This is a genomic window from Streptomyces sp. NPDC054813 (genome assembly GCF_053611365.1).
In genome coordinates, this window is sequence record NZ_JBSHAF010000022.1 from 18,689 (window position 1) to 45,077 (window position 26,389).

Genomic DNA, 26,389 nt, shown 5'->3' on the forward strand with positions numbered 1-26,389 from the left:
GGCGGACGATCGAACATACGATGGGCGGGTGCGGTGGCCGCGCTCCTCCCGGAGAGCCCGCCGTACCGAGAAACCAACGGCTCGGGGTGGGAGACGTATGGCACAGGCTGCCGACGCAGCACGGACCGTCATCATGACCGTGGACGACGACCCGGGGGTCTCCCGTGCCGTCGCCCGGGACTTGCGGCGCCGTTACGGCGCGTCCTATCGGATCGTGCGCGCGGAGTCCGGGGAGTCCGCACTGGACGCGCTGCGGGAGCTGAAGCTGCGCGGCGACCTGGTGGCGGTGATCCTGGCCGACTACCGGATGCCGCAGATGAACGGCATCGAATTCCTGGAACAGGCCCTGGACGTGTACCCGGGCGCCCGGCGCGTGCTGCTGACCGCGTACGCGGACACCAACGCGGCGATCGACGCGATCAACGTCGTCGATCTGGACCACTATCTGCTCAAGCCCTGGGATCCGCCCGAGGAGAAGCTGTACCCGGTCCTCGACGACCTGCTGGACGCCTGGCGGTGCAGCGAGTACAAGTCGGTGGCGGCCACCAAGGTCGTCGGGCACCGCTGGTCGGCCCGGTCCTCGGACGTGCGGGAGTTCCTCGCCCGCAACCAGGTGCCCTACCGCTGGTACTCGGTCGAGGAGCCGGAGGGCCAGCGGCTGTTGGCGGCCGCCGGGGCCGACGGGCAGCGGCTGCCGCTGGTGATCACGCCGGACGGCACGCCCCTGGTCGAGCCGGAGGCGCCCGAACTGGCCGCGCGGGTGGGGCTCGCGACCACGCCCACGGCGGACTTCTACGACCTGGTGGTCATCGGCGGCGGCCCGGCCGGGCTCGGCGCGGCGGTGTACGGGGCGTCGGAGGGCCTGCGGACCGTGCTCGTGGAGCGCGCGGCGACCGGCGGGCAGGCCGGGCAGAGCTCCCGGATCGAGAACTACCTCGGCTTCCCTGACGGGGTGTCGGGGGCGCAGCTCACCGACCGGGCCCGGCGGCAGGCCGCCAAGTTCGGCGCGGAGGTGCTGACCGCCCGCGAGGTCACGGCACTTGAGGTCAGCGGGGCCGCCCGGGTGGTGCGGTTCGCGGACGGTTCGGCGATCGCCGCGCACAGTGTGATCCTGGCGACCGGTGTGCAGTACCGGCAGCTGGAGGCCGAGGGCTGCCTCGGCCTGACCGGCTGCGGGGTGTTCTACGGCTCCGCGCTGACCGAGGCCACCTCCTGCCAGGGCCACGACGTGTACATCGTCGGCGGCGCCAACTCGGCGGGCCAGGCGGCCATGTACCTGTCCCGGTTCGCCAAGTCCGTGACGCTGCTGGTGCGCGGCGCCGACCTGTCGGCGTCGATGTCGTACTACCTGATCCAGCAGATCAACGAGGCCCCGAACATCTCGGTGCGCAGCCACACCGTGGTCGACTCCGCACACGGGTCCGACCGGCTGGAGCGGCTGACGCTCCGTCACTCGGTGAGCGGCGAGACCGAGTCGGTCGAGGCGCAGTGGATGTTCGTGTTCATCGGCGCGGCTCCGCTGACCGACTGGCTCGGCGACACCGTGCTGCGCGACGGGCGCGGGTTCATCCTGGCCGGCCCCGATCTGACGGTCGACGGACGGCCGCCGACGGCCTGGGAGCTGGACCGGCCGCCGTACCACCTGGAGACCAGCGTGCCCGGAGTGTTCGTGGCGGGCGACGCGCGTGCCGAGTCCGCCAAGCGTGTCGCGTCCGCCGTCGGAGAAGGAGCCATGGCCGTGATGCTCGTCCACCGTTATCTGGAGCAGTCATGAGCGGGCAGGTGTGCCCGTGCAGCCCGAAGGAGATCGGCGCGCTCTTCCTCTTCGAGAAGCTGGAGCCGGAGCAGCTGGCGCGGCTGTGCGCCGCGGGCCGGGTGGAGCGGTTCGAGCCCGGTCCGGTCTACACCGAGGGTGAGGCCGCCACCTGCTTCTACGTGATGATCGAAGGCACCGTGGTGCTCTCCCGGCAGGTCGGCGGGGACGACGTCGAGGTCACCCGGACCTCACAGGCCGGGGTGTACGCGGGTGCCATGCAGGCCTACCTCGGGGACCGGGTGCGGCAGGGGTACAACAACTCGATGCGGGTGACCGAGCCGACGCGGTTCTTCGTGCTTCCGGCGGACACCTTCGCGGACATCATGCGCGAGTGGTTCCCGATGGCCGTGCATCTGCTGGAGGGCCTGTTCTTCGGTTCGAAGAACACCCAGGCGGCGATCGGGCAGCGCGAACGGCTGCTGGCGCTCGGCTCGTTGTCCGCCGGGCTCACCCACGAGCTCAACAACCCGGCCGCCGCGGCCGTCCGGGCCACGTCCACACTGCGCGAGCGGATCGCGAAGATGCGGCACAAGCTCGCGGTGATCGCCGAAGGGCCGTTCTCGCGGGAGCAGTTGGCCGGTCTGATCGAGATCCAGGAGCGCACCGCCGAACGGGTCGCCAAGGCCCCGGCGATGAGCCCGCTGGAGGCCACCGACCGCGAGGACGCACTCTCCGACTGGCTCGACGACCACGGCATCGACTACGGCTGGCAGCTGGCGCCGACCTTCGTGCAGGCCGGGCTGGACATCGACTGGCTGGAGCAGGTCTCGGCGGCGGTGGACGAGGAGATCCTGCCGAACGCGGTCGGCTGGCTCAACTACACCATCGAGACCGAGCTGTTGATGAACGAGATCGACGACTCCACCACCCGGATCTCGAACCTCGTCGACGCGGCCAAGCAGTACAGCCAGCTGGACCGGGCGCCCTACCGGGTCGTGGACGTGCACGAACTCCTCGACAGCACCCTGCTGATGCTGTCCGCCAAGATCGGGCAGGACATCCAGGTCGTCAAGGAGTACGACCGTACGCTCCCGCCGGTTCCCGCCTACCCCGCCGAGCTCAACCAGGTGTGGACCAACCTCATCGACAACGCGGTGTGCGCGATGAAGGACGGTGACGGCGTCGGACAGGGCACGCTGACCGTGCGGACCGCGCTCGACCACGAGCACCTGCTGGTCGAGTTCCGGGACACCGGGACCGGGGTCGCGCCGGAGATCAAGGACCGGATCTTCGACCCCTTCTTCACGACGAAGCCCGTGGGGCAAGGCACGGGTCTCGGTCTGGACATCTCGTGGCGGATCGTCGTGAACAAGCATCACGGCACCATGCGGGTCGAGTCGGTGCCCGGGGACACCCGGTTCCAGGTACTGCTTCCGCTGACCGCCGAAGCGCCCGAGGCAGAGACGCCCCGATCATCTGAGGAGACGGTATGAGCGGCGACACCGCGATCGACCCGAGCGTTCCGCCGAGCGGTGCCGGGTGTGTGGAGTGCGACAAAGCGGGGGGTTGGTGGTTCCATCTGCGACGGTGCGCGCAGTGCGGGCACATAGGGTGCTGCGACGACTCGCCCGCCAAGCACGCGACGGCGCACTTCCGTGACACGGGGCATCCGATCATTCGTAGCTACGAGCCGGACGAGGGATGGTTCTGGAACTACGAGACGGAGGAAGTATTCGAGGCGGGACCGGAGTTGGCGCCGCCGGAGTGCCATCCCGCGGACCAGTCCGTGCCGGGTCCTGCGGAGCGGGTGCCGGAGAACTGGGCGCAGGTTCTGCGGGGGTGAGCGCCTAAGGGGATGGGGGGTTCTGTGTGTGTCGGGTGCGGGTGGATTGTGGCTGGTCGCGCCCACGCGGCGGAGCCGCACGTCGGTACGGCCCCGCGCCCCTTGGGTGGCTTCCGTCGCCCCTCTCAAAAAGGAACTGTCGGCACTGCGTGTGAGGATGGGGGCGTGTCGCAGAGATCCTTTTCCACTCCCCTGATCGGGCGCGATGGCGAACTGGCCCGCCTCGCCAGGGTGCTTGACCGGGCCCGGGACGGCAGTGGGCAGGCCGTGCTCGTCGCCGGGGATGCCGGGGTCGGGAAGACCCGGCTTCTGGACGAGGTGGCCGACCGGGCGGCTGCCGCCGGAACCACCGTCGTCATCGGGCACTGTGTCGATCTCGGTGATGTGGGGCTGCCGTATCTGCCCTTCACCGAGATCCTCGGGATGCTGGCCGCCGATGCCCGGTTCGCCGCGGTCGTCTCGGCGCATCCCGTGGTGGACCGGCTGCTCGGTGCCGGGTCGGACGCCGCCCGGGACGCGGACGCGCGGCTGCGGCTCTTCGAGGGGGTCACCGGGCTCTTCGCGGACCTCGCCGCGACCACGCCGCTGCTGCTGGTCCTGGAGGATCTCCATTGGGCCGACCAGTCCTCCCGGGACCTGCTGCGGTTTCTGCTCAGCCGGACCGGACCCGCCCGGGGGCTGACCTTACTGGCCTCCTATCGTGCGGACGACCTGCACCGCCGGCATCCGCTGCGGCCGCTCCTCGCCGAGCTGGTGCGGCTGCCCGCCGTGGAGCGTCTTGAGCTCCGGCCGCTCGCCGACGCCGAGGTGACACGGCTCGTGCGGGCCCTGACGGAGCGGCCGCTGTCGGACACGGCCGTGCGGGACATCGTCGAGCGGGCCGAGGGCAACGCCTTCTACACGGAGGAGCTGGTGGCCGCCGCCGACACGGAGGGGATGCCCACCGGGCTCGCCGACCTGCTGCTGATCCGGGTCGAGCAGTTGCCGGAGACGGCCCAACAAGTGCTGCGTACGGCCGCGGTCGCCGGGCGCCGGGTGGGGCACGACCTGCTGCGGGACGCGGTCGGGCTGCCGGAGGAGGAGCTGGAGTCGGCGCTGCGGGAGGCGGTCGGACGGCAGCTGCTGGTCCCGGGTGACGGGGACACGTACACCTTCCGGCATGCTCTCGCACGGGAGGCGGTCTACGCCGATCTGCTGCCGGGTCAGCGGTCGCGGCTGCACGGCACCTTCGCGAGGCTGCTCGCCGAGGGCGGGGGCGACGCAGCGACGGCGGCCGAGCGGGCCCACCACTACCGGGAGAGCCACGATCTGCCGGAGGCGCTGGCCGCGTCCCTGGAGGCCGCCGACCACGCCCGGCGGGTGGGTGCCCCGGCGGAGGAGCTGCGACAGCTGGAGACCGCCCTGGACCTGTGGCCGGCCGTGCCGTGCGAGGCGCGGCCCACGGGTGAGGGGCTGGACCGGGTGACCTTGACGCTGCGGGCCTCGGCGGCGGCCGCGCACGCCGGTGACGCGCACCGGGCGGTGTCCCTGACCCGGGCCGCGCTGGCCGGCACCGGACAGGACGCGGATCCCGAACTCGCCGCCCGGGTGCGCTACACGCTCGCCGGGAACCTGATGACCGTCGACAACCTCGCCGCCGCGTTCGCCTACAGCAGCGAGGCGCTCGCGATGATCCCCGCCGATCCGCCCTCGCGGACCTGGGTGTGGGCGGCGGCCACCCATGTGATGGCGGCTCGCCAGATCGGCGACGACGCCACCGCGCTGCGGGTGGCCCGGCAGGCCCTGGAGGTCGCCGAGCGGATCGGCGCCACCGCGGCCCGGGCCGACCTGCTGATCTCCCTGGCGCGCCTCGAAGGCGGCGGCCGCCGCAGCCTGGAGGGGCGTGCACTGCTCCGGGAGGCCCGCGAGCTGGCCCGGTCGGCCGGGGACGCGCCGGTGGAGATACGCGCGCTGTTCGCCCTGGCCATCGGGTGCTTCGAGGCCGGCGAGTTCCAGGACTGCCTGCCGTGGATCAACGAGGGACTCGACCGGGCCCGGCGCTCGGGGCTGCTGTCCTCGCCGTACGCCTCGGAGATGCGGTATCTGCGGCTGCTGGTGCTGTACACGCTGGGGAACTGGGACGAGTGTGTGGGCTCGGCCGGCGCCGACCCGGCGCCCGGCTTTGCCCGGGGGCCCGCCCTGTACGTGGCGCTGGCCCGCGGCGAGCCGGATATCGTGGAGCAGGGCCGGGCCCTGCTCGGGGAGCCCTTCGACTGGATGGGCCGGCTCGTGGGGGGCATCGTGCTCACCGACGCGGCGGCACTGCGCGGTGATCCGGAGGAGGCGGTGGCGCTGATGCGGGACTCGGTCGCGGCGCTGACCGACGAGTCGGGGCGGCCTGCGGACGTGACGGTCCGGCTGGCGGCACTGGCACTGGCGGCGGTCGCGGACCGGGCGGCCGAGGTGCGCGGCACAGGGGGCGAGGGCCGGTGGACGGACCTCGCCGGCGAGCTGGTGGAGTCGGCCCGGGTCTCGGCCGCCCGGCAGGGGCCGGAGGGGCAGGCCTGGCTGGCGCGCGCGGAGGCGGAGTGGACCCGCGCGGTGTCCGGGCCGGACGCGGCGGCCTGGGAGAAGACGGTGGCCGCGTTCGCGCACGCCGATGTCTATGAGCTGGCTCGGGTCCGGCTCCGGTATGCCGAGGCCCTGTCGGCCGACGGTCGGCGTGCGGAGGCCGAGGAGCAGGCGCGGGCGGCGCGGGAGACGGCCGTGGCGCTGCGGGCCGTGGCGTTGCTGGAGTGGCTGGACGCGCTCCCCGGCCGGGCCGCCGAGGTCCGGGTCTCCCCGCTCACCGCCCGTGAGCGGGAGGTGCTGCGGCTGCTGGCACTCGGCCGCAGCAACCGGCAGATCGGCGAGGAACTGTTCATCACCGGCAAGACGGCGAGCGTCCATGTCTCCAACATCCTCGCCAAGGTGGGCGCGGCGAGTCGTACGGAGGCGGTGGCGATCGCCTATCGCGAGGGCCTGATCACCCCGGAGCCGACGGCCCAGGGGTGATCAGGGCAGTACACGGGTTCAGCGGTCGCAGTCGAGGCCGGCCAGGTCGACGGAGTCGGCCATGGCCTGCATCCCCTTGTCGTTGGGGTGGATGTGGTCGCCGCCGTCGAGGAACGGCAGCATCCGCGCCTGGTCGTAGGGGCTGCGCAGGATCCGGTCGAAGTCGGCGGTCCCGTCGAACTCCCCGCTGGTGCGGATGTACTGGTTGACCTGCTGACGTACGGCCTCGCCCGCCGGGTCCCACTCAGACCAGCCCTCGAACGGGCCGACGGTCGAGGCGACCACGCACTTGCCGGCCGCGTGCGCCCGCCGGACGATCTCCTGGTAACCGGTGATCAGGTCGGCCGCCGTGACCCCGGTGTGGGCCTTGATGTCGTTGACCCCCTCGAAGAGGAAGACGGTACGGACGCCCGGCTGGCTGAGGACGTCACGGTCCAGCCGGTGCAGGGCCGCCTGCCCGGCGCCGTCCGCGAGGACCTGGTTGCCGGAGATTCCCTCATCGGCCACGCCCTTGACCTCGGTGTCCGCCTTCTGGAGCCGGCGGGCGAGGTAGTCGGGCCAGCGGCGGTCGAGGTCGGTGGTGGACGCCCAGCCGTCGGTGATGGAGTCGCCGAGCGCCACCACGGCCCCGGTGGCCGGGTTCGACGGCCGTACGGAGACCGAGTCCAGGTACCACCAGGAGCCGGTGGTCTCCGTCCAGTTGGCGGCGCTCTCCTCGGCGGTGTGATCGCCCTGGGTGGCGTAGGAGGTCTGCATCGCCATCCAGTGGCCGGTGGCGGGGCCGGCCGCGTCCGGGCTGTGCAGGCTGACGACCAGGTTGCTGCCGGCGGGCAGGCTGCCGGGCAGCGGGTCGCTCCAGGCGGTGGCGCCCGCCGGCACGGTGACCGTGCGGGCGCCGTCGAAGGTGAGCCGCTTGTTGCTGCCCGGCTTGAGGGCGGCGCCCTGGCTCTGCAGTCCCGCGTAGACGCTGTCCAGGGTCAGCGGCCGCTCGCCGAAGGCGTTGGACAGGCGCACCCGCAGTCCGCTGCCGGCGGCGCTGGTGTGCACGACCAGCCGGTAGCCGCGGTCGGCGGTGCCCTGTCCCATCTGGTCGGCGCTGGCGCCCCAGGTGACGACGTCGTGCCGGGCGGAGACGGCTGCCCCGGAGGAGGGCTCCCACCCGGGTGCCGCCTGGGCGGGCCCGGTCTGGCAGGCGACCGTCGCCAGTAACACGGCGGCTAGGCCGAGGAGGCGCGCGAACCGGCCGGTCACCGCGCGAGGTCCTTCAGCGTGACGGAAGCGCCGGGCTTCAGCGTGACCGTCCGTGACTTGCCGCCGTAGGCGACCGTCGTCGTGCGGCCGCCGACGCTGCGGATCCGGGCCTCGGTCGGCTTGCCGTCGCGCCAGCTCAGGTCGACGACGAAGCCGCCGCGCGCCCCCGCCCCGGTGACCTTGCCGGAGGCGGCCCAGGCGGCGGGCAGGGCGGGCAGGAGTTCCAGGTGACCGGGGCGGGAGTACAGCAGCATCTCCAGGATCGCGGCCGGGGTGCCGAAGTTGGCCTCGATCTGGAAGATGCCCCGGCCCTGCTCGACCTCGTAGATGTCGAAGAGGTTGGGTGAGGTGCCGTTGCTGCCGTTGCTGGACGGGCGGAGGTTCCTGACGACGAGCTGGTAGGCCTTGTCGGCGTCCTTCAGCCGGGACCAGCACAGCGAGCGCCAGGCGTTGGCCCAGCCGAAGCTGTCCATGCCGCGGGCGGTGAGCAGGGCGGTGGCGCCCTTGACGATGTCGGCGGGGGTGGAGCCGTCGGGGCGGATCCGGTCGCCGGGGAAGAGGTTGATCAGCGGCGAGAGGTGGCGGTGGGTGGTCTCGCCGAGGTTGTCCGGGGACATCCACTCCTCCAGCCAGCCGGTCTTGGGGCTCACCACCGGCAGGTAGAGGCGGTCGCGGAGCTTGCCGATGGTGCCCGCGTATCCAGCATCCCTCTTCAGCTCGGCAGCCGCAGTCCGGAAGTTGCCGAACAGCATCCACACCTGTTCCTGGGCGTAGGTGATGCCCTTGGCGTCCAGCGGTCCCTGCTCCGGCGACCAGTCGCTGTCCGCGATCAGCACCTCCTTCCCGTCGTCCAGGGTGGTGGTGAGCAGCCGCGCCTCCCAGAACTCGCAGGCGCCCTTGAGGAGGGGGTAGATCTTCTCCAGGTGGGCGCGGGACTGGGTGAACTCGTAGTGCTCCCAGAGGCTCTGGCAGAGCCAGGCGTTGCCCGCCGGGTGCCACCACCAGCCGCCTCCGCCGAAGGGGTTGGTGGAGATGGCGACGGTCCAGCCGGCCACCTTGCCACTGGAGTTGCGGTAGCGGTTGCGGGAGTCCTGGAAGAGCCGCTGGGTGAGGTCCGTCCAGGACGGGAGCTGGTCGACGCAGTAGTCGGTGTAGGCGTCGAAGCACTGGGACAGACCCAGCCGGTCGGACATCCAGTAGTTCATCTGGATGTTGATGTCGGTGTGGTAGTCGCCCATCCAGTCCGGGTCGTTACCGTCCAGCCAGAGGCCCTGGAGGCCCATCGGCAGACTGTCGCGCGACCCGGCGATCATCAGGTAGCGGCCGAACTGGGCGTAGGCGGCCTCCAGTTCCGGGTCGGGGTCGCCGGTGTCGGCGCGGGCCTGGATGCGCGCCCAGGTGTCGAGTTCGCGCTGGTCGGCCGTCGAGGTGCCGAGCGACAGGTCGAACTGCCCGAACAGCGCCCGGTGGTCGGCGGCGTGGGTACGCAGCAGCGAGTCCGCCGAGTGCCGGGCGGCCGTCTTGACCTTGGTGCGGGCGAGCGCCCGCGGGTCGAGGGACGGGTCGCGGTAGTCGGCTGCGGCGTCCGGCGCGTAGTTCGTACCACCGCTGAGTACGACCGTCAGCTCCCGGCAGTCGGTGAAGGTGATGTGCGAGCCGCTCACCCGCACGCTGCCACCGCTGCCGTACGCGTTCACGGCGGCCCCGTACTTCAGCCCGTTGGCGAAGGACCCGGCGAACGACTCGGCCGTGCCGCCGGTCTCGCCGTGGGTGCCCTCGAAGGTGAGGGTGCCGGTGTAGCGCCCGCCGCCGTCCTGGCTGAAGTGCACCACGATCACGTCGTCGGGGCGGCTGGCGAAGATCTGCCGCCGGTATGTCACTCCGGAGCGGACGTAGGACGCCGTCACCACGCCGTTGTCGAGGTCGAGGGTGCGGCGGTAGTCGGAGACGGCGCCCAGGTCGTGGTCGGGTATCTCGACGACGAGCCGGGCCAGCAGGGTGAGCGAACCGAAGTCGGCGCGCCCGTAGGGGAACTGGCCGTCCGAGTCGAGGGTGTCGTTGAGACCGCCCGTCCACAGGGTGGCGTCGGTGATCAGGAGAAGTTCACGACCGGGGTCGTTGCTCGCGAGGGCGCCGAGTCGGCCGTTGCCGACGGGGAGACCCTGCGTGATCATCGACCCGTCGTCGGCGGGCGCCTGCCACCAGAGCTGGTGACGGGAGGAGGCGAGCGGCTCGGAAGACCGCAGCGGGGCGGCGGAAGCGGTGAAGGAGGGGAGCCCGGCGAGGGCTCCGGTGGCCGCGGCGAGGGCGAGGAAGCTACGTCTGCTGGGGTGATTCTGCATGACGGTGTCCTTTTGAAGTAAGGGGCGATACAACGCGCCCCTTCAGGGGCGCGGGGAACTGCGCGACCAGCCCCCACCGGCCGGCAGTTCCCGACGACGCACGTACCGAGTCGACTACCGGGGAGACTTGGGAACGCCGATCCGGTCGACGTCCGGCGCGTACCCCGACCCGCTGTCGAAGCTGATCGTGTTCGCACCGGCCTTCAGGGTCACCGGCACACTCACCGTCGAAACGGTCCCCCAGTCCCCGGTGGACGGGAACTTGTGACTCGTACCGCCCCCGGAGTTGGCCGAGATCGTGGCCGACCGCGAGTCACCACTGACGTACGCGACCTTCACCAGATACGTGCCGGCCTTGTCGACCACCACGTTGTTGAAGGTCAGCTTGCCGCCCTGGTAGAGGTTTCCGACCTTCTTCTGCCCGGAGCACGCGTCGCAACCGGCCACCGAGGCGTTGCCGCTCAGCGTGTTCCCGCTCGCCTCGGCCTCATACCCGGTGGAGGCAAGGGCACTGCCCTTCGGCGTCACGGTGAAAAGACGCGAGCCGTGCGCCGGCAGCGCCTCGGTGATCTTGCTCGGGTACGAACCGAGGTTCTCGCGGTTCCACAGATCCCGTACCGACGCCTTGCCGGCGAAGCCCAGGGCCGTCCAGTCGGCGGTGACCGCCGCGGGCGAGTCCGCGAGGTTGAACAGGGCCACCGTGTAGGTGCCGTCGGCGTTCTTCGCGGCCCAGACCTGCTGCGGGTCGGACGGGGTGATGGGCCGGGCCGGCGGGTTGTCGCTCTGGTCGATGCCGATGACCTCGCGGTTGGTCAGCAGCGAGACGCCGTAGTCGTCGAGCTTGGTGATGTCGTCGCCGGTGAACAGGGGCGACTTGGCGATGGCCCAGAGCGTGGCGTAGCTCTGCCGTTCGGCCTTGGTGAGGCCGTCCATCGCGCCATTGCCGACGTCGAGGGAGTCGAGGTCGTTCCAGCCGCCGGGGCCCGCCTTGCCGGTCCAGGCCGGGGTGTCGTCCCAGCGGTCGTCGACCGAGTTCTCCCAGCTGACCAGGGTGTTGCAGTAGCACTCGACGTCGGTGTCGATGCGCCAGCCGTTGGTGTACTTCTGCCAGTCGGCGGCGTGCCCGAAGTCCAGGGACCAGGAGGCCTCCAGGTGGATCGGGCGGCCGGTGGCGGTGATCGCCTTGTTCCAGGCGGCCACGTCGGCGACGTTGTTGTACTGGTCGCCGCTCTTGCCGGAGCCGGGGCCGACGCCGTCGAGCTTGAGGAAGTCATAGCCCCAGCCGGCGATCAACTGGGCCTGGGAGTCTATGTACTTCTGCGCGCACGGCTTGTCGAAGTCGATCTTGTATGCGCTGTCCCAGCCGTTGGTGGTGCGCAGGTCGTCGTAGACGATGTCGGCGGTGGTGCAGCCGTCGGCGTTCCAGATCGGCGTCTTGCCGTCGCCGTAGGCGCCCTTCTCCAGACCGGCCGGGAGGTAGATGCCGGCCTTGAGGCCCTTGGCGTGGATGTGGTCGGCGACGGCCTTCATGCCGCTGGGGAAGCGGGCGGAGTCGGCCTTCTGGCGGCCGTACTGGTCGTAGCCGGACTTCCAGCTCCAGTCCATCCACCAGCCGGCGTCGATGTTGACGTACTCGTAGCCGTACTTCTTCAGCTTGCTCGCCATGGCGTCGGTCTGCTTGAGGACGTTCGCCTCGGTGAGATAGCTGTAGTCGCCCTGGTCGTTCAGGCCCGGGTACTTGGACGACTGCATGCTCCAGCTGGACCAGCCCATGTAGGGCTTGGCGGCGATCGAGGCGGGCGTCTGGGCCTGGGCGGCCGGTACGGCGGCCGCGAAGGCCGCGGTGAGTGCCAGCACGAGGACGGTTCTCAGCCCGCGTACGGGCAGGACAGATTGCGAAGGTGACCGCATGGGCCCTCCAGGGTTCGGGGTCTTGGGCGGCTCAGCCCTTGCCCATTGGGGTGGGAGACGAGGTGATGAAGGACTGGATCGCGGTGGCCGCGGCCCCGCGCGCCCACTCCTCGAAGGGGAGTGGACGGGTCTGTACGTCGCACTGCGCGGCGGAGCCGAAGGCGGCCGCGGTGAACGAGTCGAGGATCTGCTCGGCGAAGAGGTCGTAGGCGGCGAGTCCCTCGCCGGAGATGATCACGCGTTCGGGGCCGAAGAGGTTGGCCACGGTGGCGATGCCCCGGCCGATGGCCTCACCGGCGCCGGCGTACACCTCCCGCGCTCCGGGCACGCCTTCGTGGGCCAGGGCCACCGCCTCGGCGGAGTCGGTCACCTGGCGGCCGGTCACCTCGCGCATGCGGGTGACGATCGCGGCGTCCCCGGCGATCGCCTCCACGCAGCCGCGGTTGCCGCAGTGGCACAGGGGTCCGGTCGGGTCGATGGCCACATGGCCGATCTCCCCCGCCACCCCGTGCGCGCCCGCCACCAGCCGGCCGTGGATCACCAGTCCGCAGCCGATGCCTGCGCCGACGGTGACCACGGCGAAGTCGGAGAGCCCGACCCCGGCGCCGAACCACTGCTCGGCGACGGTCAGGGCACGTACGTCGTTGTCGACGACGACCGGCAACCCCGTCGTCATGGCGGCGAGTTCGGCCAGGGCCACGTCCCGCCAGTCGAGGAAGGGCGAGTAGCGCACGACCCCCTCGGCGCGGTCCACGTCGCCGGAGACGGCGATGCCGAGGCCGAGGACGGGGGCGCCGAAGTCCTCGGCCTCGGTGCGCAGTTCGTGGGTCAGTTCGGCGATGGAGGTCAGGACGGCCTTGGCGGTGCGGTCCGTGACCGGCAGCCGGCGGGCCAGCCGGATCCGGCAGCACAGGTCGGTGAGGACGGCGATGACCTCGTCGCCGGTCACCTTGACCCCGATGAACAGCGCGCGCCCGCCGTCGACCCGCACCAGGTTGGCGGGGCGGCCGAGGGCCGGCCGGGCCTCGCCGTCGGCGTCCTCCGCGAGATACCCGGCCGCCAGCAGCGGCCGGACGGCCTTGGTCACGGCCGCCGCCGACAGGCCGGCCCGGCGGGCCGCCTCCAGTCGGGTGAGGGGGCCGTGGGACAGGACCGCGGTGAAGATCTGCGAGACGGCCGGCGTGTGGGCCGGGAACGTCTCGGCACGGGAGGTGGAGCGCATGGCCGGGAACTTAGGTGGCTTATTTTCCGCTGTCAATAAAAGAAACAGGAATCACCTGAAGGTTGACTGTGAGGCTGCCGTGGCCTTCAAATGGCGGGTGACGTGGGGGCGTTGGCTCGTGTTCCACCAGCGACTTCGATCCGGTTCCACCGGTGGGAGCGATCCGGGTGCCCGGCCCCCCGACAGGGCACCCGGATCAGCGGTGTGGCGTGCCCGTCAGCGGCGGGCGGCCGGCGTGTTGGCCTCGGTGACGTTGACCGCGGCCCAGGCCTGGTCGACCGTGCGGTACTCGACGCCGCTCGCGCCGTAGAGGTCCTTGGCCGCCTTCAGCGTCGCGATCCGCGCGTCGTGGAAGTCGGTCGAGGAGACCATGTACCGGGTCAGGGCGCGGTAGAAGATCGCCGTGGCCTTGGCGCGGCCGATGCCCTGGACCGTGGAACCGTCGTAGGTCGGCGAGTCGTAGGTGGTGGCGCCGATCTTCTTGCGGCCACTGCCCTCGGCGAGCAGGTAGTACGCGTGCGAGGAGACACCGGAGCCAGCGTGCACCTCGGCGTCCGCCACCTCGGGCGACCAGTAGTCGACCGTGCCTTCGAGGCGGTCGAGCGAGGGGTGGTCGAGGCGGCGCAGGAACTTCTGCTGCAGGCCGAGCTTCTCGCCGAGCAGGTAGTTCGGCGGGTTCTTCGGGTTGTTCGCGGAGAACTCCACGTTCGAGCCGAAGACATCGGCCAGCGACTCGTTCAGTGCGCCCGGCTCGCCGTACTGGTTGCCGTCGTTGTCGACACGGGTCGGTTCGAGCTTCGCGGTCGCGTCCACCACGCCGTGGGTCAGCTCGTGGCCGGTGACGTCGAGGACGACCAGCGGCTTCTTGATCTCCTGGCCGTCACCGTCGCCGTACAGCATGCAGCCGCAGTCCGAGTCCCAGAAGGCGTTGCCGACCTTCTTGCCCCAGTGGACCATGGCGCGGGCGGGCTTGGAGTTGTTCGCTATGCCCTTGCGGCCGAAGGTCTTCTTGTAGAAGTCCAGGGTCTTGGTGATGCCGTACTGGGCGTCGGCGGCGGCGCTGCCCCGGCTACTGGTGGCACCGTTGCCCCAGCTGTCGGTGGTGCTGGTGAACTTGGCGCCCTGCGCGAAGCTCTCGGTCTCCTTGCCCTTGGCGTCCCGGGTCTCGGTGCCGTAGCGGGTCGGGTCCTTGAGCAGGAAGCTCTTGCGGGCGGTCTGCGTGGTGGTGAGCGGGACCTTGCCGACGAAGAGCGACTTGCCGAAGCCGTGCGCGGTCGCCGGGTAGCGGGCGGCGGCGGAGGCGGACGCGCCGGCGAAGGCGTCGGCGTGAGCGCCGATGCCGGTGGCCGGGTCCAGGGTCTCGCCGCGCTCGCGGAGGCTCTCCAGCACCTTGGGCGAGAGGAACTCGTCGTTGTCCGGCGTGTTGCTGCGCACCGTGCCGGTGAGAGCGTCGACGACGACCGTACGGGAGCCGTCCGAGCCGTCGACCGTCACCTGGTAGGCGAGGGCGGAGGCACCGCCGCGGGCATCCACCACGAGTGCGGCGGCGCCGGCGTCGCCGTCGGCGGCGGAGGCGGCCTTCGCCTCGGCCTGGCGGGCCGTCAGCTTCGCCTCGGTGGTGGCGGGCCGGACGGCGTGGTCGGCAGCTCGGGTGACGCCGGTGTAGGTCAACCGACGGGAAAGATGGACGACGAGATCGCCGCCGAGCACCGGCATGCCCCGGTGGGTGCGGACGAAGCGGACATGACGCGCCCCCTCGGGGTCGATCATCACGTCCTGTGCCTGGAGTTGGTCGCCCGCGCCGACTCCGGTCGCCGAGGCGTGGGCGAAGGCCGCGGTCCGTGCCGCGGTCACCACCTGCGCGGCCGATGTGGCGGCGGCCGCGGCCTGCTGCTCCACCCCCGTGGTGGAACCGGCGAAGGCCGTACCGGACAGGGCCGTGGCGGCCGTCGTCACGGCGACGGCGACCGCCACGCTGCGTATGTGCGCGCTACGCACTGGTCAGGGTTCCTTACGTTCGAAGACGGCGGGCATCGATCACCGACCGCCTTGCGGCACGGCGCCGTCGAGGCGCCAAGGGGGGCTGGTCGGGCCCCCGGCCGCAACCCTTCCGGACGAGTCATGTCCATGTAAAGCGCAGTTCGTCGCTTTTCTTGCGTTTCGTGGCAATACTTTGCGATTCCGCACCGCGTGGTGACCGAGGAGTGACCAACTGTGCGTCGACTGTGGAGATGTGACGGGATGCGAGAGGGTTCCCCGAACCGAATGTGACCCATCTCGCATCGGAGGCAGACAGAGAGGAGCTGGGTCCGGATGGTCTCGGCAAAGATGAGCAGAAGTGCGGTGCTCGGAGCGGTGGCGCTGTCGCTGCTCGCGGTACCGGCCCAGGCGGCGCCCATGAAGGCGGGAGCGGAGCCCCGGCCGGCCGCCGCCCTGCCGGCGCCGGACACCGCGGGCATGGCCGCGGTGCTGAACTCGGTGGTGGCGAAGGGTGCGCCCGGTGCGATGGCGCGGATCGACGACGGGACGAAGGTCTACAAGACGACGCGGGGCGTGGCCGACCGGACCACCCGGCGTGCCATCACCACCGGCGACCGGTTCCGCGTCGGCAGTGTCACCAAGACGTTCTCGGCGGTCGTCCTGCTGCAACTGGTCGACGAGGGCAGGCTCGCCCTGGACGCACCGGTCAACCGCTATCTGCCGGGGCTGCTGCCCGACGACCGCATCACCGTGCGGCACGTGCTCAGCCACCGCAGCGGTCTGTACGACTACACCAACGACCTGTTCGCCAGCAGCGTGTCGGGGTTCGAGGCGGTGCGGAACAAGGTCTTCACCTACCGCCAGCTGGTGGACCTCGCCCTGAAGAAGCCGCGCACCAACGCGCCGGGGGCCGCCTACTCGTACTCCAACACCAACTTCGTGGTCGCCGGGATGCTGATCGAGAAGCTCACCGGGCACAGCGTGCGTACCGAGTACGAGAACCGCATCTTCAAGCCGCTGGAGCTGCGCGACACCTTCTACGTGCACCCCGACGCGAAGATCCCCGGGCAGCACGCCAAGGGCTACCTCACCGCCGACAAGGCCGGCGCCACGGCGGTCGACGCGACGGACCAGACGGTGTCCTGGGCGCAGAGCGCGGGCGCCATCATCTCCACCGCCCAGGACCTCGACACCTTCTACTCGGCGCTGGTCCGGGGCAAGCTGACGTCGGCCGCCCGCCTCGCGGAGATGGAGCGCTTCACCCGGGTCAACTCCACCACCTCCTACGGCCTGGGGCTGCGCCGCCGCGACCTGTCCTGCGGGATCTCGGTGTACGGCCACACGGGCGCGGTGCAGGGCTACTACACGTACGCCTTCACCACCAAGGACGGCACGCGCAGCCTGACCGCGCTGGCCAACGCCTCCAACAGTTCGACCGTGCTCAACACGCTGGCGGACACGCTGGAGCCGGCGTTCTGCGGCAAGCGCGGGACCACGGCGACGGCGACGCGAAGCGCCGGGACACCCCTCGAACGGGAGGACATCGCGCCGGCCGCGCCGCGGGAGCAGTAGCGACGGGTCCTGGCCCATCGCGGTGGTGATGGCAACCCGCTCAGCGCGGGAGCGGCGGCACTTCGTCCGCTGTGGGAGAGGTGGCACCTGCTCCGCCTCGGGTGCCACGACCACGGAGGCGCGGGCCACCGGTGTACCGGCCACGGCGGCACCGGCCACAGGAGCGCTCGCCACGGCAGCACCTGCCGCGAGGCGCCGGCCGCCGGTGCGGTAGCCGCGAGAGCGGCCCGCGCACCGCCTCGCCCCGTCGAGGGAACCTCGCTCCCGGGCCGGACGTTCTACCGGCGACTCCCCCACCGGGCGCGACGTTCGGCCCCTGACCTCGCAGAGGCGGCGCGATGAGCGAGCTGGTCCCCGGGGGCAATCTGCCCCTTCCGGACGGCGCGCTGACGCTGCGGGTGCCCGGTCCCTTCGACGTCTCCGCGCTGATCACCGACGAGAGCGGCAAGGTCGGCGGCGACGCCGACTTCGTCTTCTACAACCAGCCGGACGCGCCCGGCGTCCGGCTGCGCGGCGACACACTGACCGTCGAGCCGGCCCGGCTGCGGACCGGCGCCCAGCGCGTCACCCTCACGGTCACCGCCGCCGAGCCGGGCACCGCACTCGGCCGGCTGCCCGCCTCCGCGCTGCATGTCACCGACCGCCTCGGCCGGACGGTGGCCCGGTTCGCCCCGCCCCGCCCGCAGACGGAGACCCTGCTGCTGCTCGCCGAGATATACCGCCGGGGCACCGGCTGGAAGCTGCGGGCGGTCGGACAGGGATACGCCGACGGACTGGCGGGGCTGGCCCGGGACTTCGGGGTCGACGTCGTCGAGGACCGGCAGCCGGCTCCGGCGTCGCGCCCCACGATCCCCGCCCAGCGCACCGCGGCCGCGCCGCCCCGGCCCTCGGCGGCCGCGCTCCCGGACCCGGACGGCCTGCTGGGCCTGGTCAACTCCGCCCGCGCCCAGGCCGGCCGGTCACCGGTGGCCCCGGACACCCGGCTCACCTCCGCCGCCCGCGCCCATGCCACCGCGATGGCCGACGCCGGCCGCCTGGCCACCGAGAGCCCCGACGGCGTCTCGCTCCACCAGCGGATCGATCGCACCGGATTCGCGTATGTCACAGTCGGCGAGCATCTCGTCTCCGGCCCGCGCACGCCGGCCGAGTTCGTCGACTACTGCCTGCGCACCGAGGGCGCCCGGCGCACCCTGCTCGACCCGGCCTTCACCCACGCCGGCCTGGCCCACGTCCAGGGCCCGAGGGACGGGGACACCTACTGGACCGCGCTGTGGGCCAGACCCCTCACCCCGGCCGAACTGACCCGCGCCCGCGCCGAGGTCGTCGACCTCACCAACCGGGAGCGCGTCCGGGCCGGGCTGCGGCCGCTCGCGGTGGATCCGCAACTGGCCGCCGCAGCGCAGGCGTACAGCACGGACATGGCGACCCGGGACTTCTACTCGCACACCTCCCCCGAGGGGACCCAGCCCTGGGACCGGGCCGCCGCCGCGGGCTCCCGGCGGCGCACCATCGGCGAGAACATCGCCTGCGGCCAGCGCTCGGCCGCCGAGGTGGTGGACGGCTGGATGAACAGTCCCGGCCACCGGGCCAACATCCTCAAACCCGACTTCACCCACATCGGCGTCGGCTTCGCGGGCGGCGGCCGGGCGGGCACCTACTGGACCCAGCTGTTCGGTGCCTGAACCGATACGGTCCGTGATCTTGGCGGAACGGGTTCGTCCGGGACACCATGCCGGGCATGAAGGGTGATCTCTTTTCCAGTCAGCACATGGTGGAGCCGGCCGTCGAGCCGGGCATGACGATCGAGAACGCGAAGTGCGTCCGGTACGCCGTGAACGGCGAGATGCACGCACGCCAGGGCGCGATGATCGCGCACCGCGGCAATCTGAAGTTCGAGCGAAAGGGCCAGGGCGTGGGCGGGATGCTCAAGCGCGCGGTCACCGGCGAGGGTCTGCCCCTGATGTCCGTGCAGGGCCAGGGCGAGGCCTGGTTCGCGCACGAGGCACAGAACTGTTTCATCGTCGAGGTCGAGCCCGGCGACCAGTTCACGGTCAACGGCCGCAACGTCCTGTGCTTCGACGCCTCGCTGTCGTACGAGATCAGGACCGTGAAGGGGTCCGGCATAGCCGGCGGCGGTCTCTTCAACAGCGTGTTCACCGGACAGGGCAGGCTGGGGCTGATCTGCGAAGGCAACCCGCTGGTCATCCCGGTCTCGCCGCAGGCGCCGGTGTACGTCGACACGGACGCGGTGGTGGGCTGGACGACCCGGCTCCAGACCTCGCTGCACCGTTCGCAGTCCATCGGGTCGATGCTGCGCGGCGGTTCGGGTGAAGCGGTCCAGCTGATGCTCCAGGGCGACGGGTACGTCGTGGTGCGGCCGAGCGAGGCGACCCCGCAGAAGGCTCAGCAGCACTGACACCCTCGCGCGGTGATCCACACCACGCAGGCAACCCCGACGGCCGTGCCGGCGTCTTGATTCACAACAGCGAAGCCCTGGCCCCTGCGGCCAGGGCAAAATTCGGGCGCACTATGCACGCCATGTATACACATGATGTATAGACGGCATGTATAAGCGTCCCGCGTAGAGAGGTACCCATGTCACCCGTGTACGGCAAGGCAGTCGCCCCGGAGTACCAGGGCGCGTTGACCTCCCTGTCCGTGAACTCGTCGCTGGTCGATGTGCTGGCCGAGGGCATCGAGCGGCTGCGGGAGGCCGAGCGCTCCGGTCGGCCCGACGAGGAGGCGCGCTGCGGGCTGGCCGTCGCCGAGGCACATCGGCGCCTCGGCCAGGTGAGGGAAGCCGACCGGGCCTGGAAGGCGAGTTACCGTGCCGCCCGGGCGGCCGGGGACACGGCGGCGATGGCCTGGGCGCTGTGGAGCGGCGGCACCCTGGCCCGGCAGCGCGGCGCGTTCCCGCTGGCCCGGCGGCTACTGGGGCTGGCGGCCGACCTCGGCGAGCGGGGCGGGGATGTCGTCGTACGCGGCTACTCGCTGGCCGGGCTCGCCGAAACCGGCCGTATCCAGGGCGACTACGCGGCCGTGGGCCGGCTGCACGAGCAACTGCTCGCCGAGGCCCGGCGGCGCGGTGAGGCCCGGCACACGGTGTGGGCACTGGAGGGCATCGCGCAGATGCATCGCAACACCGGGTCGTACGACCGGGCGTACGCGCTCTTCGAGGAGGCGGCGGGGATAGCGGCGCGGGCGGAGGACCGGCGCGGGCACGCCTGGGCGCTGCGCGGGCTCGCGGACATCGTGTCGGTGCGGGACGGCGACAGCGAACGGGCACTCGCGCTGCTCTCCGAGGCGGAGCGGTCCTGCCGGGCGATGAACCTGTCCAGCGCGCTGGCCTACAACCACAAGATGCGTGGCAACGTCCTCTACCGGGCCGGGCGTTACGCCGAGGCGCGGGAGCTGTACGAGCTGGCGCTCACGGAGTTCCGCGCGATGAGCGAGCCGCGCGGCGAGGCGCTGTCACGGCTCGGGCTGGCCAAGTCGCTGGCCCGGCTGGGCCATGACCGGGCCGAGACGGCGGCCGAACTCGCCGACCTCGCGGGCGTGCTGGAGCGGGCCGGCCTGCGGCACGCCCGGTCCATGGTGACCCGGGCCCAGGCGGAGTTCGGCGTCGGGACGGAGGCCGTCCGATGACCGCGCTCGCACCCGTCACCGCTCCCCCGCACGCCCTCGTCCGGTGCCGGGAACTGGTGCGGCCCGCGCTTGTCGCGGCGGTGGGACGGCTGCACCCCTGGGTCGGCGAGATGGCCGGGTACGCGTTCGGCTGGTGCGAGGTCGGCGGCTCCCCCGCCGCCGCCCCGGGCGGCAAGGGCGTCCGGCAGGCGCTGGCGGTGCTCGGCGCGGAGGCCGTCGGCGCGCCCGCCGAGCGCGGGGTTCCGGCGGCGGTCGCGGTGGAACTGGTGCACGCCTTCTCGCTGCTGCACGACGACATCATGGACGGCGATGCCACCCGGCGCCGCCGCCCGGCCGTCTGGCAGGCGTACGGCACCGGACCGGCCGTCCTCGCGGGCGACGCCCTCTTCGCGCTCGCGGTCGAGACCCTGGCCGCCGCTCCCGGCGGAACGGGCGTCCTGCGGCTGCTGTCGGCCGCGCTGGCGGACCTGGTGCACGGGCAGGCGGACGATCTGCTGTTCGCGGCGCGGCCCTGGACCGGTGTGTCGGCACGGGAGTACCGGGTGATGGCCGAGCGGAAGACGGGCGCGCTGCTGGGGTGTGCCGTCGCGCTGGGGGCCGCGCTCGGCGGCGCGCCCGAGGCCACGGTGAGCGCGCTGGACCTGGCCGGACGCCATCTCGGCGTGGCGTTCCAGCTGGTCGACGACGTGCTGGGGATCTGGGGCGACCCGGCCGTCACCGGCAAGCCCGTGCACGGCGATCTGCGGGAGCGGAAGAAGACGTATCCGGTCCTCGCCGCGCTCGGTTCGTCCGCCGGCCCCCGGCTGGCCCGGCTGCTCGACGTGCCGGGGCAAGCCCGGGAGGCGGCCGCGTTGATCGAGGACGCGGGCGGACGCAAGGCCGCGCTCGCCGAGGCCCGCCGGCACACCGCCCGGGCCGAGGCACTGCTCACCGGACTGCCGCTCGCGTCGGCGGAACTGCGCGGCCTGCTGGACTTCCTGGTGCACCGGGACCTCTGAGATGGTCCGACCTGATCCGTTCACCCGGATATGGGACGTTTCGCGGTGAGCCGGCCAGCGGACCGCAGCCGGGCTTTTACCGTCGGTTACCCGCAGGTCGGGGCCCGGCCATCGGCCGTTTTCCTCAAGTCCCCAGTACGGGACGCCGTTTGAATAAAAGGCAAGAAGGGGCTCGGAGTTGCAGATTCTTTGAACAAACCCGGGCGGGTCCCGCGTACCTCTGGTTAAGACGAGGCAGGGGTTCCAGCGAGGGATGACGATGGTCAAGGCGCATGTCTCCGCACAGCAGTTGGTCGCCGGCAGGTACCGGCTCCTCGAGGTCGCCGACCGCGAGCCGAACCGCATCAGCTGGTACGCGGAGGACGTGCAGGCCGAACGTCCGCGTCTGGTGACCCAGATCGTGCTTCCCGACGCCCTCACCGAGGACGTGATACGCCGGACCACCTCCCGGATCCTGCGCACGTCCGAGGCCATGGGCGCGCTGCGGCCCGGCCGGGTCGCCATGGCGATCGACGCCTTCGAGGAGGCGGGCACGCTGTGGACGGTCACGGAGCTGATCGACGGCACACCGCTCAGTGAACTGCTCGTACAGCAGCCCACGTTCGACTTCGTGCGGGCCGCCAGGATCGCCCTCGAGGTGCTCGACGTGCTGGACGGCGCGCACGGCGAGGGCTACACGCACGGCGAGCTCAGCCCCGGCCAGATCTTCGTCCGTGACAAGGGCCCGGTCGTGATCACCGGGTTCGGGCTGGCGGGCGCGACCCTGGCCCCGCGGGTCACCGCACCGTCGTACGCCTCGCCGGAGCAGGCCAGGGACGAGCGCATCGGCCCGGCCGCCGACCTGTGGGCGCTCGGTGCGATCCTCTACACGATGGTCGAGGGACGGCCGCCGTTCCGGGACCGTGGACGGGCCGACGCCACGCTGAAGGGCGTGGACCGGCTGCCGCTGCGCACCCCGCTGCGGGCCGGTCCGCTCACCCAGGTCGTCCAGGGGCTGCTGCGCAAGAACTCCCGTGAACGGCTGAGCCGCCCGGTGGTCCGGCAGGCGCTGACACGTGTCCTGGACGAGGACCCCGACGCGATCGGGCAGCCCGCCCCGGTGCCCCGGCTGCGCGGTGCCTACGTGGCGGCGCGGGCCTCGGGATGGAGCCGGACCACGATGATCGGGGGGACCGCACTGGCCGTGGTGACCGTGTCGGTCGCGGTGCTCGCCGCCACCCAGGGGCTCCCGGGCGTCGGCTCCCTGGCCGGCTCGGCGCCGAGCGCCTCCGCGGCGGCCACCGACGGGGGCAACCGCACGGACGGCAACGTGCCCACCGCCTCGCCCTCCCCTTCCGCACCTCCTTCTTCCGCTCCTCCTTCCCCTCCGTCGTCCTCTCCTGCCTCCTCCCCCTCGAAGACGGCGCCGTCGCCGTCGGCCACGGCCGGTGCCCTCCCCGCGGGGTACCACCGCTACTCCGCCCCCGAGGGCTTCTCCGTGGCGCTCCCCACGGGCTGGAAGCGCATCGACACCTCGCGGGTCGACGACGTCGCCTACCGGGTCACCTTCGGCCCGGGCAGCGACGACCCGCGCACCCTGGCCGTCACCTACAGCACCCAGGCCGGCCCGGACCCGGTCGCGGTCTGGCGGGACGACGTGGAACCCCAGCTGGAACAGCTCGACGGTTACCGGCGGATCGGCCAGATCAAGGCGACCACCTACCAGGGGTACAAGGCGGCGGACATGGAGTGGCTGTCCGGCACGGGCGCCGACCAGGTGCGCACCTTCGGCCGCGGCTTCCTGCTCGGCGGCGGCCGCAGCTTCTCGCTGCGCATCACGGCCCCCGCCGCCACCTGGGACGACGCCGCGAACACGCTGGCGCTGAAGACCTTCCTGGCCACGTTCCGGCCGTCCGCGGGCTGAGCCGCGCTCGGCTGGTCCTCGACCGTGCGGCAAACCCTGGCCAATAGGTCGATATAGGCTGCCCGTCGGTACGTACGCAGTTCGGCAGCCTTCAGGAGTGTCCTCCGTGACCCTAGCGATCGACCCGTCCGAGACGTCCAGCGCGTCCCCGGCTCCCCTGTCCGACCTCGTGGCGCGGGACGCCCGGGAGTTCGGCGCGTATGTGCGCACCGGAGGCTGGGCGTTCGGGCTGATGGTGGCCCGCAGCGTGCGGCCGGGAGGGCAGGGCGCGGATGAGACGCCGAAGGTGTCGGCGAAGGAGTTCGCCGAGCTCGCCGGCTGTTCCCCGGAGCGGGTGATGCGCTACTACAAGGCGTGGGACAGGGCCGCCGACGACGGTGTGGTCCCGCACTTCGAGGCCCTCGCCCCGGGCCAGGAGGTCGAACTCCCGGACTCCGACGTCTGGCTGGACTACTACGTCTCCCGCAACAGCGCGACGTCCGAGCGCGGCACCGCCATCAGTCAGGCCGCCGAGGCCGAGGGCATCCGGCCCACCAAGGCCCTCGAAGTGGCCGAGAACCCGACCGCGTTGCGGGCCGCGATCCTCGCCGACCCCTCCACCGCCCGCGCGGCCCGCTCGGCCCTCCTCGACCGCATCAAGGAGGACCCGGACCTGCAGACGGTGCTGGCCCGTGACGTGGTCCGCACCGCCGACCTGAAGAAGGCCGTCGCCACCGAGAGCCGCTCGGCCGACCGCATCGGATACGTCCGCCAGATCGCCGAGTCCGGCCAGATCAAGACACCTGCCGGGCAGACCGTCGACGCCCCCGTCGAACTGCGGCAGGAGGCCGAGCGTCATCTGTCGCTCCTCGACGAGCTGGACGAGGACGAGGACACCGGCGAGTGGGCGACCGAGGCCTACGACACCATGAAGAACCTGGTCGTCGAGACGGTCGAGGCGGACCCCGAACTCCGCGTCCAGGAGAAGCGCACCAGGTTCTACAGCGGTCTGCAGAAGGCGACCAAGGCGTTCGAGGAGCTGACCTTCGACGACGCCCAGGACTTCTACGAGGACGACATGGTGCAGCGCCTGGAGGAACTCCAGCAGGCCATCGGCTCCTGCCTGGCCGCACTGCGCGGCACGAAGGGCGACTCCGTGGTGGATCCCACAGTGGATTCCGCAGGGGATTCCGCTCACGATTGAGCGTTTTTCCTGTGAGAGGGGTACTAGAGAGCACCAAGCCGATCGTTCCCGGAGGCCTCTCGCGTGAACCCCATCGTGCACAGGACCCTGGTGGTACAGCTCCGCGCGGACGGGACCGCCCGCTGCCCCGTCCTCGCCCATCTGTCGTACGACGCCGAAGACCCGTTCGCCGTCACCGCGGTGTTCACCCTGGACGGCCGGGTGCTGGCCAGATGGCGGCTGGACCGGGAGATGCTGAACGAGGGTCTGAGAGAGCCGGTCGGGGTCGGGGACGTACGGCTGCGTCCGGTACGGCAGGGGCGCTGGAGGGAAGTGCGCATGGATTTCCTCGGCGATCCCCTGCCCGGCGGCGAACGGCATCACGCGGTGGTGTTCGCCTGGGCTCCCGCGCTGGCCTCGTTCCTGAGCGACACCTACATGGCCGTGCCGCCCGGACGGGAAGAGGTCCGGGTGGACGACCTACTGGCGGAGATCCTCGCCACCGGCTGAGTGAGCGCGTGCCAGGCTGAGTAGCCGTACTCATGTCCGCGCCCGGGCGCCGCGGCCACGATGGGGCTCCCACGACGAGGAGTCCGCCATGACCGCAGTGCACCCCGCCCCGCGCCCCGTTCCGCACCGTGTGCCACGCCGGGTTCCGCCCGCCCTGCTCGCCGGGGTGGTGGTGGCCGGCATGGCCGTGTCGGCGTGGGGTGCCCGGGACCGTACGACCTGGTTCCTGGAGACGGTGTGGGTGCTGGTCGGCCTGCCGCTGGTGGTGCTGACCTGGCGGCGCTTCCCGCTGACAGGGCTGCTGGCCGGGCTCCTCACCGCGCACGCACTGGTGCTCGCCGTCGGCGGCCACTACACCTACGCCGAGGTGCCGGTGGGCGACTGGGCGCGCGACACCTTCGGCCTGGACCGCAATCCGTACGACCGCTTCGGCCACCTCATGCAGGGTTTCGTACCGGCGGTCCTGGTCCGTGAGCTGCTCAGCCGTACCTCACCGCTGCGCGGCAGCCGCTGGCTGGCCCCGCTGACGGTGTGCGCCTGCCTCGCGTTCAGCGCCTTCTTCGAGCTGCTGGAGTGGCTTGCGGCCGTGATCGGCGGGCACGGCGCGGACGCCTTCCTCGCCACCCAGGGAGATGTCTGGGACACCCAGTGGGACATGTTCTGCGCGCTGATCGGGGCGACGGTGTCGGTGCTGCTGCTCAGCCGGGTGCACGACCGGCAGCTGCGGGCGCTGGAGGCGGCTCAACGGGTGGTGTGACGGCTCCGGGACCACAGCGGCAGGCCGTACCAGCACACCAGGTACCAGACGACGACGGCCGCGACCACCCAGGTCAGCCGACTGCCGCCGGTGGCCACCCGGAGGATCAGCACCAGCGCGGCGGCCATGGTGGCCAGCAGCAGGAACAGGCCGATCTGGGTCAGCCCGGAGGCCAGCCGCACCGCCTGTGGCTTCACCTTGCGGCCGGCGACCAGCCGGTGCAGGGAGACCGGGCCGATGAGGGCGCCGGTGGCCGCGGCGCCCAGGACGACGGTCACGATGTAGATCGTCCGGTCCACGTCGGACAGCTCGGCGTACTTCTGCTGGAAGACCACGGTGAGCAGGAAACCGAAGAGGATCTGCACACCGGTCTGGGCGACGCGGACCTCCTGGATGAGTTCGCCCCACATCCGGTCGGCGCGCTCCTCCTCGCTCTCGTCGCGCCCCTGCCGCCGCTCCTGGTCGGTCATGGAGTCCGTGTAACCGCCGGTCCCGTCGTTCAAA

General features: G+C 71.7%; 19 protein-coding genes. 13 read left to right on the forward strand and 6 right to left on the reverse strand.

Features of this window, described 5'->3' with window-relative positions; genetic code table 11:
* Positions 1-97: 97 nt before the first annotated feature.
* The 4 genes from ACWGJB_RS35350 to ACWGJB_RS35365 all read left to right on the forward strand — a co-directional run bounded on the left by ACWGJB_RS35350 (position 98) and on the right by ACWGJB_RS35365 (position 6,632).
* The gene (locus ACWGJB_RS35350; RefSeq protein WP_453384128.1) at positions 98-1,774 is read left to right on the forward strand and encodes an FAD-dependent oxidoreductase; all 1,677 of its coding nucleotides are present in this window, start codon (positions 98-100) and stop codon (positions 1,772-1,774) included.
* Positions 1,771-3,249, forward strand: a complete 1,479-nt coding sequence (locus tag ACWGJB_RS35355) for an ATP-binding protein (RefSeq protein ID WP_453384129.1) — start codon at positions 1,771-1,773, stop codon at positions 3,247-3,249. Before ACWGJB_RS35350 ends, ACWGJB_RS35355 begins: the two co-directional genes overlap by 4 nt.
* Positions 3,246-3,599, forward strand: a complete 354-nt coding sequence (locus ACWGJB_RS35360; protein ID WP_453384130.1) for a UBP-type zinc finger domain-containing protein — start codon at positions 3,246-3,248, stop codon at positions 3,597-3,599. The genes ACWGJB_RS35355 and ACWGJB_RS35360 overlap by 4 nt, the downstream gene beginning before the upstream one ends.
* Before the next feature lie 165 nt (positions 3,600-3,764).
* Positions 3,765-6,632, forward strand: a complete 2,868-nt coding sequence (locus ACWGJB_RS35365; protein WP_453384131.1) for a helix-turn-helix transcriptional regulator — start codon at positions 3,765-3,767, stop codon at positions 6,630-6,632.
* A gap of 18 nt (positions 6,633-6,650) precedes the next feature.
* Here the strand turns inward: ACWGJB_RS35365 and ACWGJB_RS35370 are convergent, their stop codons facing one another.
* The 5 genes from ACWGJB_RS35370 to ACWGJB_RS35390 form a co-directional block, all read right to left on the reverse strand.
* The gene (locus ACWGJB_RS35370) at positions 6,651-7,883 is read right to left on the reverse strand and encodes an SGNH/GDSL hydrolase family protein (protein ID WP_453384132.1); all 1,233 of its coding nucleotides are present in this window, start codon (positions 7,881-7,883) and stop codon (positions 6,651-6,653) included.
* Positions 7,880-10,225: a glycosyl hydrolase family 95 catalytic domain-containing protein gene (locus tag ACWGJB_RS35375; protein WP_453384133.1), complete on the reverse strand. Its 2,346-nt coding sequence runs from the start codon at positions 10,223-10,225 to the stop codon at positions 7,880-7,882. The genes ACWGJB_RS35370 and ACWGJB_RS35375 overlap by 4 nt, the downstream gene beginning before the upstream one ends.
* Positions 10,226-10,339: 114 nt before the next feature.
* Positions 10,340-12,136, reverse strand: coding sequence for an alpha-galactosidase D (locus tag ACWGJB_RS35380; RefSeq protein WP_453384134.1), 1,797 nt, complete (start codon positions 12,134-12,136; stop codon positions 10,340-10,342).
* Positions 12,137-12,167: 31 nt separating this feature from the next.
* Positions 12,168-13,358, reverse strand: coding sequence for an ROK family protein (locus tag ACWGJB_RS35385; RefSeq protein ID WP_453384135.1), 1,191 nt, complete (start codon positions 13,356-13,358; stop codon positions 12,168-12,170).
* Positions 13,359-13,574: 216 nt separating this feature from the next.
* The gene (locus tag ACWGJB_RS35390) at positions 13,575-15,356 is read right to left on the reverse strand and encodes a M4 family metallopeptidase (RefSeq protein ID WP_453384136.1); all 1,782 of its coding nucleotides are present in this window, start codon (positions 15,354-15,356) and stop codon (positions 13,575-13,577) included.
* Positions 15,357-15,686: 330 nt separating this feature from the next.
* On the opposite strand from ACWGJB_RS35390, the gene ACWGJB_RS35395 reads away from it, so the two are divergent.
* From ACWGJB_RS35395 to ACWGJB_RS35435, 9 genes are all read left to right on the forward strand, one after another.
* On the forward strand, positions 15,687-16,910 hold the full coding sequence (locus ACWGJB_RS35395) for a serine hydrolase domain-containing protein (protein WP_453384137.1): 1,224 nt from the start codon (positions 15,687-15,689) through the stop codon (positions 16,908-16,910).
* A gap of 338 nt (positions 16,911-17,248) precedes the next feature.
* The gene (locus ACWGJB_RS35400; protein ID WP_453384138.1) at positions 17,249-18,592 is read left to right on the forward strand and encodes a CAP domain-containing protein; all 1,344 of its coding nucleotides are present in this window, start codon (positions 17,249-17,251) and stop codon (positions 18,590-18,592) included.
* 56 nt (positions 18,593-18,648) lie between these two features.
* A complete protein-coding gene (locus tag ACWGJB_RS35405) occupies positions 18,649-19,326 on the forward strand; it encodes an AIM24 family protein (RefSeq protein WP_453384139.1) in 678 nt (225 codons plus the stop codon).
* 188 nt (positions 19,327-19,514) lie between these two features.
* Positions 19,515-20,555 carry a tetratricopeptide repeat protein gene (locus ACWGJB_RS35410; protein WP_453384272.1) on the forward strand — a complete coding sequence of 347 codons (1,041 nt, stop codon included), beginning with the start codon at positions 19,515-19,517 and terminating at the stop codon, positions 20,553-20,555.
* Positions 20,552-21,553, forward strand: coding sequence for a polyprenyl synthetase family protein (locus ACWGJB_RS35415; RefSeq protein ID WP_453384140.1), 1,002 nt, complete (start codon positions 20,552-20,554; stop codon positions 21,551-21,553). The genes ACWGJB_RS35410 and ACWGJB_RS35415 overlap by 4 nt, the downstream gene beginning before the upstream one ends.
* Positions 21,554-21,806: 253 nt before the next feature.
* On the forward strand, positions 21,807-23,456 hold the full coding sequence (locus ACWGJB_RS35420; protein ID WP_453384141.1) for a serine/threonine protein kinase: 1,650 nt from the start codon (positions 21,807-21,809) through the stop codon (positions 23,454-23,456).
* 106 nt (positions 23,457-23,562) lie between these two features.
* A complete protein-coding gene (locus ACWGJB_RS35425; RefSeq protein ID WP_453384142.1) occupies positions 23,563-24,639 on the forward strand; it encodes a hypothetical protein in 1,077 nt (358 codons plus the stop codon).
* A 63-nt stretch (positions 24,640-24,702) separates the two neighbouring features.
* Positions 24,703-25,128, forward strand: a complete 426-nt coding sequence (locus ACWGJB_RS35430) for an SsgA family sporulation/cell division regulator (RefSeq protein WP_362576333.1) — start codon at positions 24,703-24,705, stop codon at positions 25,126-25,128.
* A gap of 88 nt (positions 25,129-25,216) precedes the next feature.
* Positions 25,217-25,885 carry a DUF2238 domain-containing protein gene (locus ACWGJB_RS35435; RefSeq protein ID WP_453384143.1) on the forward strand — a complete coding sequence of 223 codons (669 nt, stop codon included), beginning with the start codon at positions 25,217-25,219 and terminating at the stop codon, positions 25,883-25,885.
* Here the strand turns inward: ACWGJB_RS35435 and ACWGJB_RS35440 are convergent.
* Complete coding sequence (locus ACWGJB_RS35440) at positions 25,870-26,355, reverse strand: DUF6328 family protein (RefSeq protein ID WP_453384144.1); 486 nt, start codon at positions 26,353-26,355, stop codon at positions 25,870-25,872. The two genes, ACWGJB_RS35435 and ACWGJB_RS35440, sit on opposite strands and share 16 nt — an antisense overlap.
* Between the last annotated feature and the right edge of the window lie 34 nt (positions 26,356-26,389).